The organism is Flavobacterium ajazii (genome assembly GCF_010614725.1).
GTDB classification, from domain to species: Bacteria; Bacteroidota; Bacteroidia; order Flavobacteriales; family Flavobacteriaceae; genus Flavobacterium; species Flavobacterium ajazii.
Genome location: NZ_JAAEHL010000003.1, coordinates 383,586 through 398,834 on the forward strand (window position 1 = coordinate 383,586; position 15,249 = coordinate 398,834).

A 15,249-nucleotide genomic window follows, 5' to 3' on the forward strand; every position below is an offset into this window, starting at 1 on the left:
AAAAGATATAGCGGACAGCAGGATTAGCTTCATAAAAAACACCTAAATGAAAGCTAAACAAGCGGTGTTTGGATAAAAAAGTGTAATTTTGCACTCCAATTTATAAAAGTATGAGAACCAAGTCTTTAAAAAAGAACAAAATTAACGTAATCACTCTTGGGTGTTCGAAAAATGTATATGACAGTGAAGTGCTTATGGGGCAGCTTCGTGCAAACGGAAAAGAAGTTACTCACGAAGCGACTGCAAAAGAAGAAGGAAACATTATCGTAATCAACACTTGTGGCTTTATTGACAATGCGAAAGCAGAATCGGTAAACATGATTTTGGAATATGCTGACAAAAAAGACAAAGGTTTAGTTGATAAGGTTTTTGTAACAGGATGTCTATCTGAACGCTACAGACCAGATTTGGAAAAAGAAATTCCGAATGTGGATCAATATTTTGGAACTACGGAACTACCTCAGCTTTTGAAAGCTTTGGGCGCAGATTATAAACATGAATTATTAGGAGAGCGTTTAACGACTACTCCAAAAAATTACGCTTACTTAAAAATTGCCGAAGGATGCGACAGACCGTGCAGTTTCTGTGCAATTCCGCTGATGCGTGGTTCACACGTCTCTCAGCCAATTGAAAAATTAGTTAAGGAAGCACAAGGTTTAGCTAAAAATGGCGTTAAAGAATTAATATTAATTGCTCAGGATCTAACTTATTATGGTCTTGATCTTTATAAAAAAAGAAATCTTGCAGAATTATTAGAAGCATTAGCAGCAGTTGAAGGAATTGAATGGATTCGTCTGCATTATGCCTACCCTACCGGCTTCCCTATGGATGTTTTGGAATTAATGAAACGCGAACCTAAAATTTGCAATTACATTGATATTCCGTTACAGCATATTTCGGATAATATTTTGAAATCGATGCGTCGTGGTACAACTCAGGCTAAAACGACTCAGCTGTTGAAAGACTTCCGTGCTGCGGTTCCAGGAATGGCTATCAGAACTACTTTGATTGTAGGTTATCCGGGAGAAACCCAGGAAGATTTTGAAATTTTGAAAGATTTTGTTCAGGAAATGAAATTTGACAGAATGGGCTGTTTTGCTTATTCTCATGAAGAAAACACTCACGCTTATTTATTGGAAGATGATGTTCCTGCTGATGTAAAACAAGCCAGAGCTAATGAAATCATGGAATTACAATCGCAAATTTCATGGGATTTGAATCAGGAAAAAGTAGGTCAGGTTTACAGATGTATTATTGACAGAAAAGAAGGCGCTCATTTTGTTGGAAGAACAGAATTTGACAGTCCGGATGTTGATAATGAGGTTTTAATAGACGCATCAAAACATTATGTAAAGACAGGTGAATTTGTTAATATCAGGATAATAGAAGCTACAGAATTTGATTTATACGGAGAACCTGCTTAAATTTACGCTAACCAATCATCAATTTAAAATATTATGAAACCTATTCAATCTTTCTATCTTTTAATTTTTGCTTTATTAAGCTATAACTCTGTTTCAGCACAATACGGAAATGGATACAACAATGGTTATGGTAACGGTTATGGCAGAGGCAGTGGAATGGGTATGGACAGAAGCATGATGCAGGGACCACAAAGTACACCAAGCAAACCTAAAGAAGTTCCTGCGGAAGAAACAGCTGCCAAAATTGTTGAACAAATGAAGCCTGAGGTAAATCTTGACGAACTGCAGGCTATTGCCATTACAAATGTTTTGGCCGACAGCATGAGAGAGCAAGGCGTTCTTTTGAAAAACGAAAGCAGCAGCCAGGATCAGAAAATTGAGCAGATGAATGCATTAAGAGAGGTTACAACTAAAAAGATAACAGCTTTTTTGAATCCGGGACAGGTTGAAAAATACACTGCTTTTATGGCTAATTTTAAAGAAATAAAAAAGCCAAAATCCAAAAAGAAAAAAGATAAAGATTCAAAAGAAACAAAAGAAGTCAAAGAAGATACTGAAGCAATCAAACCTGCAGAATAATTATCCTGACTTAACCTAAAAATGTAATTAAGCATGTTAAAAAAACATTTTTTTTATCTGATTTCAGCAATTATTATCACCTCCTGCGGAACAAAAAACCCGTACAAGGCTACTGAAAAGGTTTACGATCAGCAGCTCAAAAATTTAGAAAATCAAATTACAAGTAAAGAAGCCCAGCCAATACCTCCTGCAGTTCCACCTGTCGTTATTGACACTACTTATGCTTCACAATTGGGTATTGTAAAAGATACTCTTTCAAAAACAGGATCTACTGCTTTATTAAATGGTATTAGCACTGAATGGGTAGGAACTGTCAATTTCAATTTAAGAAAACCGAGTTTCGTTATTATTCACCATACAGCACAAGATTCTTTACAACAAACGATTAATACTTTTACAAAAGCCAGAACACAGGTAAGTGCACATTATATCATTTCTGAAAACGGAAAAGTGGTTCAAATGCTAAATGATTACTTAAGAGCCTGGCATGCCGGAGCATCTACCTGGGGAAAAAATACTGATTTAAATTCTTCATCAATAGGTATCGAACTTGACAACAACGGTTTCAAGCCTTTTACAGAAGCTCAGATAAGCAGTTTAGTTGCTCTTTTGACCAAATTGAAAAAAGACTATAATATCCCGACACAAAACATATTAGGTCATGCTGATATTGCTCCCGGAAGAAAACAAGACCCTAGCGCCTTATTCCCATGGAAAACATTGGCTGAAAAAGGATTTGGAATATGGCCTGATGAAGTTTTAGAAGAAGCTCCTTTTGATTTTAAAATTGAACCTGCATTGCGAATAATTGGGTATAACACCAAAAATCTTTCGGCAGCGATTCAGGCTTTTAAACTGCACTATATACAAACTGACACCACCTCCGTTTTAGACAGAAAAACTATTGACACTATTTATTCGATTTATAAAAAGCAGGTTCAATAACTTTAAATTTCATATTTAAAAATGCGTTTCTAAATTGAATTAGAAACGCATTTTATTTAACAATAGTAGTCAAACTAAAGAATTATATCAAATCTACAGCAACGTATAAAGTTTTTTAGACTCTTTTAATAGCTTCTATGCTTTCAGGTGAAGTATAATACCTAAGTAATGTCTGATCGGTACTATTACTTGCTGTATTCCCCATACCTGTCGGTTCGGCTTGAGTTTTCAAGGATTTTTCATATTCCACTCGAGCTTCTGCAGTTGCATTATTAATATTTCCTGCAACAACTGTAGCAGAAGGCTTAACTTCTGTCCCAAACCAAATACCTGAACCGGCATTCCAATCGTTACCCGAGTATGTGAAGTTTTCCGATTTTGTAACCGTTCCTATATGCTGCTACAAACTTTTTGGGTAGTTGTATACGCACCGACAATCCTTGAAACAAATACAATTATTAAGACATTCACGGAAAAAGTCAGGAGACTTTTATCATGTTTTAAGGCTTTCAAGAACTTTTAAAAATACGCAAAGTCATGAAACTTTGCCTAGCAACTCACGCTTTCAAATAACACTTTGCGGAGCGGGGAATCTCATATTTGGAAAAATTTTCAGATAGGTGTCTAAATACAAAAGAGGCTGCCTATGCTTTTTAGACAGCCTCTTTGATTGACTTTATTTCTAGTTAATTTCCATTATCCGATCCATCGGGTAATTCAAAATCAACAATAAAATCAGTGATTGAATTTGTTACAATAAGGTTATTTTGTTTATAATGTTCTACATACATAGCTTTGTTACTATCCATTTTAAATAATCTATAATCAATGATAGATGACAAATTAGCTATATTTATTCTTAATTTTTCAATTTCTGAACCATCAATATCCTTGTTACTTTTTAAAATACCATTAAATAATAACAATTCATTAATCGATTCTATAATTTCCGTACACTTTAAAAAATTGTTTTTTCTAATTAGTTTATAAATTAAAAATTTAAATTTATTAAAAACTGAAAATGATTTATTTGTAATTACAAAATTTGAATTTAATGACTTTTTAAGTGAAAAATTCGAGACCAGAAAATCAACCACTAATTCTGGACTTATTTGATTCTCATAGTATATTCTAAGATTTAATAAAGGCTCGTCTCTGGATCGCGCAAGTGAGAGATCTATTTGCCTCAAATAGGCATATAAAAAAACTATAAATTTATAATTAAAATACATTTTCTTTTTCATAATATTATTTACCAATTAAACCAAGGTGTAACATATTTAGGTTTTAAATCTTGTAAATTTAAATGGTTTCCTCCTGTCAATATTCTCGCTCCACCACTTACGTGAGGTAAAGGTGTCAATTGACTACTTGGAATTGAAAATTCAACATAAGCACCTTTACCAGCTTGTCCAAAATTAGGATTGGTAGAAAATGGTTGTATTTCAACATCAACACCAACATCAATTCCTCCAGAAACTCTTGACGGAAAAAGTGTATTAGACTCTTTAATAGCTCTCAATGATTCAGGTGAAGTATGATGTCTGACTAATGTCATATCGGTACTATTACTTGATGTATTCCCCATACCTGTCGGTTCGGCTTGAGTTTTTAAGGATTTTTCATATTCCACTCGAGCTTCTGCAGTTGCATTATTAATATTTCCTGCAACAACTGTAGCAGAAGGCTTAACTTCTGTCCCAAACCAAATACCTGAACCACTAGCTTTAGCTGCTGAAAACCCCGAGACACCACCGCCAATTGCACCGAACACTGCCGACATGCCCAAACCGGCATTCCAATCGTTGCCTGATATCAAATTGGTCATTGCTCCTAAAGTAGTAGAAGTAGCTGCGCCAGATAATGCTCCCGGAATAATTCCAACTGCCCCTATGGCGGCGCTCATATATGCCCCTGCATAGCCTGTAGCAGCACCCATAAGGGCTCCTGTAAATCCTGCCATTAAGGATTGTTTTAAAGTACCTCCATTGAGTGCAGTACCCAATGTGCCACCTACAAAACCTGCTCCTGCACCAGCCCACATTGCCGCAACAAGAGGTGTCGCAGTACCCATTGAAGCTACTATCACAACTGCTGTAGCAACTGCTGCTGTTGCTGTTACAACGGTTTTCCAATTATTTTTCCACCAACTCTTCCAAGACTCCCCACTAGGATCTGTGTATTTTAATGGATTATTTAGCACATAACTATAACGGTTGTAGTTTTGCGTATCACCCGGATCCTGTACATAATTATCAGGCTGCAGGAAACGGTGGAGTTTAGGATCATACAAACGACCGTTCATGTGGATGAGCCCTACACTTTGCAAATGTTCATGTCCGGTATAACCTCTATCTAATAAACTAAGACCATTTAATGTATTTCCTGCCCCATCCTGTACTATTACATTACCCCAGGCATCAAACAAACGTTTTTCCAGCACTTGGCCTGTGGCATCGCTAATACCAACTATACTTCCTTGATAATCTCTTTGTAAATATAAATAATTCTGGGTAGCGCCATCACTTTTTAACACTACAGGCACACTGTAGCCATCGCCGCCTATATATGTTATAAACTCAACTGCTCCAGTCTGGATGTTGTGTTTAATCTCCATGCTGCCATCTGCAGAGTAGTATTTACGTAATGGTCTTAATAATTTGTCGTTATCTGTACTACCATAAAATAGGGTACTACGGCTATTAGCGTCGTTATAAGTAAAACTAATTTTGTCTTTTCCTGTTTCCTCGATTTGATAAGGGCTCTTAAAGGCATTGTAACTAATGTTTTGCTCGTTATTTGTTTGATAATGAGTTAAAGCATCGGGCGTAACTGTTATCGAAGTGTTTTGGTACGCTTTTGCAGTATTGGCATAATTATAAGTTCCTACTGCATTTTGAGTTATCCTTCCGCGGTCATCATAACTTTGTGTTTCGGTAAGTCCGGCGGTATTTTTAAACGAAGTAAGACGGTCTAAAGTATCATAAGTAAAACTTTCATTCCAATTGAATAAATTATTGGTTCTGCTGGTTAAGTTTCCTTTTTGAGGATCAAAAACCGTATTAAGGGTCATGATGTTTCCTGGGGAAACAATCAATCGATCCTGTTTAGTTTGAGAAATAAATCCATAAGAATCATAAGTATTTGTAATGGAAATATTTCCATTAGCCATAGTCGCACCCGTAAGCTGTCCTCTGGCATTAATGGTATTGGTTTGCCATAATACCTGAGAATTGGATGCGTCTATTATTTGCCAGGGCTGTCCGTTTTTATAAGTATGTTGTACGGTTTTGGTACTTGATTTTCCAGCTGCAGTAGCTATTGAAGTTTCAGTATCTATCCTGCCAAAGGCATCATAAGTCAATTGTTTGGTAAAGCTGGCATACGGAGTTGTTTCAACAGAAGAGGTCAATCTTTTATTGCTGTCGTACGTATAAACAGTGGTGGTAGTTGCATTATTTTCTAAGGCATCAACAAAAGTACTGGATGTTAGTAATTTGCTGGCAGCATCATAGGCATACGTAGTGGTACTGTTGGTATTCGTTCCAGCAATTGTTTTTTGGGTTAGTTTGCCTACTGTGTTTAGGGTGTAAGTTGTGGTGCCATTGGGTGTTGTTTCTGTTAAGACCTGCCCTACATCATTATAAGTGTAATTATATTCACCAGCCGATGGGTCAGTAAGTTTAGTTTTTCTGCCCCAGCCATTCTGCTCAATAGTCGTTACTTCTCCATTATAATTGGATGATTTTAGATTGCTATTGGCAAAATAAGTATAGGTAATTGTTCCGCCAGGGGTATCGGTCAAAGATACTGTATTGCCTAATGCATTTTTGGTTACTGATTTTGTTTTAGTACCGTCATTAATGGTAGTGGTCAAACCGGAATAACTGATGCTTGTCGTTTTGCCTGTAAAAGATATATTTTGTGTTGGTCTTCCAAACGCATCATATTGGGTTTCGTTCCATTGGCTTGCACTACTGCCGTCATAGGGTTCACTTACCTTAAAATTTCGGTCATAAATATCATACAGATAAGAAACACTCGAGATATTCCCATTTAAGTCTTTTGCACTGACGGTTATTTTTCGTCCTAAATCATCATAGAGTTCTTCATTAAAACTGCCGTCATCACCGGTTGTAGTTATTTTTGTTTTTTCGTTAATTTGGGTATAGGTATAAGTATTGTTTTTTCCTAGATAATCTGTAGTCTTTGTTTTCTTGAACCAGGCATCATATAAATAAGAAGTGGTTAGCCCATTCGGATTGGTTTCAGAATTTAATACACCAGTAACTGTATTGTAACTATAGGTTGTCGCTAGTCCTTCTACATCAATACTTTTGGTTAAAAACCTTCCTGAAGAGTCATATTCATAATTTGTTTCTCTCGGACTAAAATTGTTACCTGAAATTGTTTTTTTGGTAATGTTACCAAAGGAGTCATAGACATTATCTTCGGTGATAAAGTTAGTATTATGTCCCTTTTTCTTTACTTGAGTTAATAAACCACCTGTATTATAAACGTATTGTCCTTCAGTAGTCATAGTGTCTCCTGAAACTGTCACGCTTTGTGTTTTATTCGTGGGCCTGCCTACAACATAAGGAGAGCTTGTAGGCGTAGCATACGTCAAATTAGTTACTGTAGTTTGTTGGGTTGCCCCTCCTTCTTTTACTGTAACTGTTGATGTTGTTGGATTATTATAAACATCATACACAATGGAGGAAGTTTCTGTGCTGGTATTTTCCAGTCCATTGTATTGTTGAGAACTGGTAAGCTTGAGATTGAATACTTTAGCAGCACTTAAAGTACTAGTGTAGCTGGATGTTGATTTACTAATAAAATCAGACGGAGCAGCGTAGCTACTGGCATTTTGTTGACCAGGTACAGTATAGGTTTCTATGTTAGCTCCACGCAAGTTCGTATCAAATTTTGATACTGTTGAAATAATAGGATTATTATTGTCAAACCAATTGGTATTAGCCGTAGATTTAAAGCCTAAAAAACCTAATCCTTCAGTATTTGAAATTCCGTCATAATAGGAATACAATTGTTTTTTATAACCTGTGGCACTTTGTTTTTCTAACATAAAAACCACCTGCATGCTGGAAGCAGTTTCAATATTGGAATTAGGATAAGTCTCTGAATAAGAGCTGTTATAAATAGGACTATAAAAACCATTGTCATAATCAACATCTGAGTTTAAGGGTTTATAAGTGATGGATTCTGTTACACCATTACCAGTAGTAATAGAACCTAGTAATTGATCTTTAGTATTATCCTTATTAGAATTAAAATAGAAAATTTTATCATTACTTAAAAACGCTATTTCCAATGTTGGATTATAAGGCTTGTCTTTGCTTTGAATTCCTTTTCCTGTAGGCAGATAAATAGGAAGTGAGTTGAGAAATATATCGGATAGATATGGACTAATTGCTTCAACTGAAGTAGCACCGAAAGCTCCGTTGCTATTTTTGTAACATGTTATTGCTATCTTTCCTAAAGTATTTCCTGAGTTTCGGGTAGTCGTTGCTCTAAATAAATCGGATTTTCCATCTTTATCGTAATCAGATGCTGAATAATTGTGGGTTTCAGTTGAAATATTTCTATAATAAGGTGCTCCGGTAATTGTTTGTTTATAAAAACCTGTTCCTGTAGAGGAATATTTATACCAATCATACGAATCATACGCTTTTGGAATCATAAAATCAGTTTTTCCATCACCATTATAGTCCCCTAGTATAATTGTTTTGCTTGAATCTACAGAAATATTTGAATCTGAATAATCCCATAATACAACCAGCTGATTTGTATTATCTAAAGTGTAACTGGTTACTTTTCCATTTACGAAAACCATAAAGTCCGACTTCCCATCACCATTGATATCGGCTACTTCTATTCTGGAAGTCGTAGTTAAATTAGTTAACAATTCTCCTGAGTATGTTAAAAAATCAGATGTATTATCTCTTTTTAAATCAATAAAATAGACTTTTTTAGAAGTAATTGTTGATTTTATATATGGTTTACAACTAATTTGATTAGGAGTGTAATTATCAAGACTGGTGTCAATCGAAACTATATCTGTTAAACCATCTCCATTAAAATCTCCTGAAAGCACTCTCTTAGGAAATATTTTAGCAACTCGTTCTGGAGGAGTACAAGCATTAATTTTAAATAAGCCAACTAATGTAGTAGGAAAATTAACAACACGTTCATATTGATAAAGAATAGGGTAAGTAGCGGAAGCACTATAAACCGTAAAAGTATAATTAGTATCTGTTTTTTTAGCGACTGTCCATCCTTGTTTAGGCATAAGATGATTATTCCAACTTAGCCACGTGGTTGCAAAAATTTCTTCAAAAGCCCCTACATTATGCTGAGTGCCAAAATTCACGTAATTATCTGAATCTATACTTGAAAACAACCAGTATTTAGCCTTGCTGTCAGTACCGGTAGTTGGATAAAGTATGAATTCCATTTTTTCATCTCCATCAAAATCCCCGGAAACAGTTCCTGCATTTAATGAGGTAATATTTCCAATACTTAAATTGGTAGTGATGTTAGCGTAGGAAATAGATTCAGTAGTATCTTCATAAGTAAAAACCGTAGGATTATAACTTTTGGTATTATCACCACTTTTTTCGGTTATACTTGTTAATCGTTGATAGCCCAGAGAATTTGTATTATAAGCCAATTGATAACTTCTAAAACCAATACTATTAGCTGTAACAACAATGTTGTTTAAAATTTTGTCCTGTACAATCTTTTGATTGCCTACATAAAATTCTTCCGGACGACTACCCGTAGCATAATTAAACTGAATTTTGTTTATAGCAGTTGTCGCCCCTAATGTTCCATAATTAATAGTAGCAATACTCAAACTATTATTGACATTATTATACGTATAACTGATACGAACTCCCTGTGGATTTTCCCAATAGGTAATGGAATATTCAATTATACTTCTGGAATCTGTAGAATTTCCATAATAGGCCTTTGAACCATCAGGATATTCTACTAAAAAGTAAGATGGTCCATAAGTAGCGCCATTGGGGTGTACTCCATAAGAAGTAATCTTTATATTTGAAAAATTTTCGGTTTCATAAACGGTTCCATTCGCTCCATAAGTCCCTGTTTTAGCTATTAACCGTTGACCATCTAAAGCAAAACGATCTAAATTATCGAAATCTACTCCGTCAATTACACCGTCATGAAATTTTGTTGCTGGTATCCTTGTAATTTTAGAAACTCCGGTAATATTCCAGCCATATCCAGCCATGCCATTGCCCCCTTGGCTATTATAGGCTAAACTTATTTGAGGAACAACCCCATTAATTCCGGAAGGAACCATAATAGGAATATTGTAATTTGCACTTCCTGAAAGTGAAACTGATAATTGCCCTTCGGTAATTCCTACCTCACTAGAGTTACCCGTAGGGGTTATTGCTGCTGTAGATAGCATCTTTGCAGTTGAAGTCGAACTAAATGATTTTTTTTCAGTAATTATTACATTATTTTCAGAATCCATTCTTTTAATAGGAATTAAACCTTTCACAGGTATACCTCCCATATCTTGTGCAGACATAAAAAAAGAAAATCCTAAAAAAATTAGGCTAAAGTAAAATTGCTTCATATTTATTCTTTAATGATTTTAATTGATTTTTGTTCTCCATTACTGTAATTAAGCAAAACAGCATAAATACCACTTGGGTAACTCTGAAAAGGAATATTTTGGCTATTTATTTTAGAATCTACTTTATACTCGATTAATAACTGCCCTGTTATGGCGAAAACCTTAATTAAAGAAACATTATTCTCTGCCGAGAGTTGCCATGCAAGGTAAAGTTCTTCCTTTACCGGATTAGGGTAGTAGGAAATTACATCTCCCTGAGAAAATTTCAATAAATCATCTTCAGTAAGAGCTTCGATCTCTTTTATTTCTTTTGCAGGTTTTGAAGTGCATGATAAACACAATACACGTGTAATCTGATTTCCCGCATTGTCGTAACTAAATTCTAATTTTTGTTGTGCCTGTGTTAGAAAAGAAAATAGCAATATCACAAATAGTAATTCTTTTTTCATATAAATAGCATTGTTGGGTAAGTTTTAATTTTGTGCAAATATCCCTTAAAGTGACACTTATAAGCAATACCTACTTTTAGTGATATTATGAATAAATTCGTGTAAATAAAATGAAAAAACTCTATGTTTTTTTGTTCTGGCTTATCAATAATCTCCAAAAAGATACAAGAACCAACGCCTATTTTTGCAAATAACTGATCTATAGAAACCAATAAAAAAGCTGCCAAAAATTTTTACAATTTTTGACAGCTTCCAAAAAAAAAAAAAAATATCAATCTTTATCTCTTTTCCAAAAAGAGTATGTTTTTAATATTAAATCTTAGAATCCGTAAACCAAAGCTATAAGTACTTGTGAAGCAGATTTAGTAGGAAGTAAATCAGAATCTACGAACACTTCTTCTGAATTAGAATCAAGTCTAAACTCAGGGATAATAGTCAAACCGTTTATTTTATAATTTCCTGACAAAGTAAAAGCTGTAACTTTAGTATCTCCAGATCCCTCTTTAAATTTAAAATATTCACCACGCAACCCTAAAGAAAAAGCATCACTGATTGCATAAGATGGATATAAAGCTGCTCCAGTATAACCAACATCTCCTTCGTTTGAAAAATCAGCAGCATTTAAACCCAATTTAAATTTATCAGTTAATTGGAACGATCCTGTCAAGTCAACAATAGTTCCGCTTACTGAACCATCTAGAAAATTCAAATAACCACTCACTTTATCAGTTACATAAGACAATTGACCACCTACAGCATTTAATCCTTTTTGAGGATCAGCTTGGTAAACATTCCAAGAGTCATTAAATACACCTACCATTGCACCAAATTTCTCAGTTATTGCATAATTTGCTTTAACACCTGCATTTTGGAATGGCCCGTATGAGAACAAATAAGAAGTTGAGTAGTGAAAATTAGCTACAGGAGAGATTACTTCATATCCGATAAAAGTCCCCATGTAACCTGCAGTTAAAGTAAGTTTATCAGTAACTGCATAACTAGCATACAAATTTTGGATATGGAATGAATCCCCAGAAGTACTTACATTAGGAATAACATCACCATTATCATCATATACTACACCTGGATCATTTAGAAGCGATTGTCTTTGTCCTCTTGGCCCGAAAGACAACTCACCTACAAAAGAAATATTTTTTATTTTTTTCTTCAAAGCAATATCTAACATTCCTAAAGAAACAGAATTCTGATCTGTTGCGAAGCTTGTTGGGATGTTAGGAACTTTGGCAAAATCATATTTGTAATATATATCCCCTGAACCTGAGATTTCTAAAGGGGTAGTTTCTGGTGTTTCATCTTGTGCAAATGCAAAACTTGTTGTTAAGGCTAATGATAAAATACATAATACTTTTTTCATGTGTAAATTGGTTTTAGTTAATTAATTTGATTCTGGTTAGTTAAATTTTTATCTCTTATTTATAATACGATTTCACTTTTGAACTTCAAATCCCGTCTAAATCATCATCATTTCCTTCAGCGAATTTATTAACTTTTGTATGAGTAGAACAATCGAAAACCATTTTTTTGCCATTTTAAAAGCAGAATTACGGATTACAAAAATTAAATTTAAAATAATCGTTTTTTCACATTTATACGGGTATGTTTTTAAAAATACAATAACACAATTCAATCAATAAATACATAAAAAACAGGGTTTAAAACAAAACATAACATCAAAAATGCGTTATTTCTCACTTTTATTTAAACAAAAAACACACATACCCCTTATTTTTATAGGGGTTTAATCAAAAACAAACAAAAACAAAATAAAAAGCATATTTACAACACATAAAACAAACAGAAGAAAAACGCTCATTTAATTCCTACAAAAAAGACATCACTTAAAACCAGCAAAGGCCCTGTCATTTTAAACTCTAATAAAAACAAAAAGCCTGTCCAAACGAACAGGCTTTCCTTAAAAAACAAACAGATTTTACTCCTGAGTGTTGTATTTTCGTAAAAAATCACGAATCTTAATTCCAGATTCTTTCAAATCCTTTTCTTTCCAGTTTCCTTCCGATTTAGCAGATTTATACAAAATAGAACAGGTTTCTTCTTTATCAGATACCGACCATGTAATCCAACTTAAATTTCGGGCTTCCATCCAATCTATATATTCCTGCCAGGCCTTCATGTTCAAAGCTCCGTCTCCTGAAGCTTCCATACCGGCAGATTCAGACACAAAAATTGGCAAACCATTTTTAATAGCCTCGTCAGTCCTGTCCCTTAATTCTTTTCCGTGAGTAGCAGCATAAAAATGCATTGTATACATTATATTATTACATCCTAAAATCGGATCGGCTGCCGGAAGATTGACATCCTGATCCCAATGGGGGCATCCTACCAAAATAACATTGTTAGAATCATTTCCTCTTATCACCTTAATTACTTCCTCGGCATATGTCTTAATTTCTGACCATGTTTCATCATCTGGTTCATTAAATACTTCATATATTATATTGGGGTATTTTCCATACTTTTTAGACATCTCTGCAAAAAAGACCTTGGCTTCTTTTAGATTAACATTATGGCTATGCCAATCGATAATCACATATATATCCGACTTTATCGCACCTTTTATTACTGCCTCGATTTTATCTTTTGAAAACTTCGAATCCTTTATATATGACCTCTCTCCCAGTTCGATTCCCATAGCCGCACGAACCACATTACATTTAAAATCTTTTTTTAGCCAGTTAACAGCTTTCTCATTGTAAAATCTTGGCCACATACTATGCCAGCCAAAACTCATTCCACGCAAGACTACGGGATTATTATTCTTATCTACCAATTGAGTCCCCTGTACATTTAGCTGTCCATGTTTTTTTACAAATTGAGCATTAGCAAAGTAAGACATCAACAATAAAAGAATGAGACAAAAATTATTGATTAATTTCATAACATTTTTTTTAAGGAATCAATCTCAATGTAATTACATCATGAGAAGCCAGATTTGCTGTAAAGTTCTTTTTTGTATTGCCCGCTTCTTTATTTTTCCATAGGTCTTTCAGTTTAAAAACTGTTTTACTAAAATCGGCTTCATAACCAAAATCTACATCTTTTATAATATGCTTTTTCCAGTCAAAATTGATCTTTTTAGTTACTTCGCTTCTATTTAAAAAAGTAACTGCCCAATTTCCATCGAAAAGAGGTTTTACCCAAACTTCCAATCCGTCTTCTGCAAGATATTTAAAACCCTGAACACCTAATTTATCCTGATTAACAGCAATTAATTCTTTATTGGTTAAAATAGCCAACGTTTCTTTAGACATTTTTCTATAATCATTTCCACTAAATAGGGGCGAGGCCAGCATACACCATAGACTAAAATGCGCTTTATCTTCGGTATCATTCATTTCATTTCCTACCTCCATCATATCAAAATCATTCCAATGATCAAGACCTGAATATTTACGGATATCTTTTCGCATATCGGCAATTTTCATGAATCCCCAGGACGACCAGTTTTCAGGATGTTTGAATTCACAATCAAAGCACGGATAAATATCTCCGGAAATCCTCCAAAGATTTCCAACTGGTTTTCCCCACTCCCAAGGCTGGTTATCTCCCCATTCACAAAGACTAAAAACAATTGGTCTTCCGGCAGTTTTTAATGCATTACTCATTGTTGTGTATGCTTCCGGAGCTGTAATTCCTTTTGTGTTACACCAATCGTATTTTAAGAAATCAATTCCCAGCTTAGCATAAAAGCGAGCATCCTGATATTCATACCCACGTGTACCCGGATAACCTGCACAGGTTTGGGTTCCGGCACAATTATACAAACCAAATTTAAGACCTTTACTATGCACATAATCCACCACAGCTTTCATTCCGTTAGGAAATTTAACCGGATCCGGCACTAAATCTCCGTTTGCATCACGTTCTTTTGCCATCCATCCGTCATCTAATACTATATAATTATAACCTGCTGCTGCCAAACCAGAAGAAACCATAATATCTACTGTTTCTTTTACCAGTTTTTCATCAATATTGGTTGCAAAAGTATTCCATGAGTTCCATCCCATTGGCGGAGTCATTGCCAAGCCTTCAAATTTTCCTCCTGTTTGGTTATGTGTATTTCCCTGACTAAAACCCAATACGAAAAAATGCAAAGCCAATACTAAAATTATTTTTTTCATTTTTTTTAATTTTAAAAATACTTTATAAAAAATGTTCCCTAATTTTTCAATCAGGGAACATTTTT

The 15,249-nt window shown here is 34.5% G+C and carries 9 protein-coding genes; 3 read left to right on the forward strand and 6 right to left on the reverse strand.

Going from position 1 to position 15,249, the window contains the following annotated elements; genetic code table 11:
• The first annotated feature begins 110 nt into the window (after positions 1–110).
• The 3 genes from rimO to GWR14_RS07150 are packed head-to-tail and all read left to right on the forward strand — an operon-like array spanning position 111 to position 2,948.
• Positions 111–1,424: a 30S ribosomal protein S12 methylthiotransferase RimO gene (rimO, locus tag GWR14_RS07140; RefSeq protein WP_163408342.1), complete on the forward strand. Its 1,314-nt coding sequence runs from the start codon at positions 111–113 to the stop codon at positions 1,422–1,424.
• Positions 1,425–1,457: 33 nt separating this feature from the next.
• Positions 1,458–2,003, forward strand: a complete 546-nt coding sequence (locus tag GWR14_RS07145; protein WP_163408343.1) for a hypothetical protein — start codon at positions 1,458–1,460, stop codon at positions 2,001–2,003.
• A gap of 33 nt (positions 2,004–2,036) precedes the next feature.
• Positions 2,037–2,948: an N-acetylmuramoyl-L-alanine amidase gene (locus tag GWR14_RS07150; RefSeq protein ID WP_163408344.1), complete on the forward strand. Its 912-nt coding sequence runs from the start codon at positions 2,037–2,039 to the stop codon at positions 2,946–2,948.
• Between the two features lie 686 nt (positions 2,949–3,634).
• On the opposite strand, the gene GWR14_RS07155 is transcribed toward GWR14_RS07150, so the two are convergent.
• The 6 genes from GWR14_RS07155 to GWR14_RS07180 form a co-directional block, all read right to left on the reverse strand.
• Entirely contained in the window at positions 3,635–4,192 is a 558-nt protein-coding gene (locus tag GWR14_RS07155; protein WP_163408345.1) for a hypothetical protein, read from the reverse strand.
• Between the two features lie 8 nt (positions 4,193–4,200).
• Positions 4,201–10,575, reverse strand: coding sequence for an RHS repeat-associated core domain-containing protein (locus GWR14_RS07160; protein ID WP_163408346.1), 6,375 nt, complete (start codon positions 10,573–10,575; stop codon positions 4,201–4,203).
• A gap of 2 nt (positions 10,576–10,577) precedes the next feature.
• Positions 10,578–11,024: a T9SS type A sorting domain-containing protein gene (locus tag GWR14_RS07165; RefSeq protein ID WP_163408347.1), complete on the reverse strand. Its 447-nt coding sequence runs from the start codon at positions 11,022–11,024 to the stop codon at positions 10,578–10,580.
• 319 nt (positions 11,025–11,343) lie between these two features.
• Positions 11,344–12,399, reverse strand: a complete 1,056-nt coding sequence (locus tag GWR14_RS07170; protein ID WP_163408348.1) for an outer membrane beta-barrel protein — start codon at positions 12,397–12,399, stop codon at positions 11,344–11,346.
• A gap of 576 nt (positions 12,400–12,975) precedes the next feature.
• Positions 12,976–13,941: a glycoside hydrolase family 5 protein gene (locus GWR14_RS07175; protein ID WP_163408349.1), complete on the reverse strand. Its 966-nt coding sequence runs from the start codon at positions 13,939–13,941 to the stop codon at positions 12,976–12,978.
• A gap of 10 nt (positions 13,942–13,951) precedes the next feature.
• A complete protein-coding gene (locus tag GWR14_RS07180) occupies positions 13,952–15,184 on the reverse strand; it encodes a glycoside hydrolase family 27 protein (protein ID WP_163408350.1) in 1,233 nt (410 codons plus the stop codon).
• Positions 15,185–15,249: the final 65 nt, after the last annotated feature.

What these genes read in the sequence shown, in the direction of transcription:
- rimO (WP_163408342.1), top strand. Translation starts at nt 111, where the DNA reads ATGAGAACCAAGTCTTTAAAAAAGAACAAAATTAACGTAATCACTCTT.
- GWR14_RS07145 (WP_163408343.1), top strand. Translation starts at nt 1,458, where the DNA reads ATGAAACCTATTCAATCTTTCTATCTTTTAATTTTTGCTTTATTAAGC.
- GWR14_RS07150 (WP_163408344.1), top strand. Translation starts at nt 2,037, where the DNA reads ATGTTAAAAAAACATTTTTTTTATCTGATTTCAGCAATTATTATCACC.
- GWR14_RS07155 (WP_163408345.1), bottom strand. Translation starts at nt 4,192, where the DNA reads ATGAAAAAGAAAATGTATTTTAATTATAAATTTATAGTTTTTTTATAT.
- GWR14_RS07160 (WP_163408346.1), bottom strand. Translation starts at nt 10,575, where the DNA reads ATGAAGCAATTTTACTTTAGCCTAATTTTTTTAGGATTTTCTTTTTTT.
- GWR14_RS07165 (WP_163408347.1), bottom strand. Translation starts at nt 11,024, where the DNA reads ATGAAAAAAGAATTACTATTTGTGATATTGCTATTTTCTTTTCTAACA.
- GWR14_RS07170 (WP_163408348.1), bottom strand. Translation starts at nt 12,399, where the DNA reads ATGAAAAAAGTATTATGTATTTTATCATTAGCCTTAACAACAAGTTTT.
- GWR14_RS07175 (WP_163408349.1), bottom strand. Translation starts at nt 13,941, where the DNA reads ATGAAATTAATCAATAATTTTTGTCTCATTCTTTTATTGTTGATGTCT.
- GWR14_RS07180 (WP_163408350.1), bottom strand. Translation starts at nt 15,184, where the DNA reads ATGAAAAAAATAATTTTAGTATTGGCTTTGCATTTTTTCGTATTGGGT.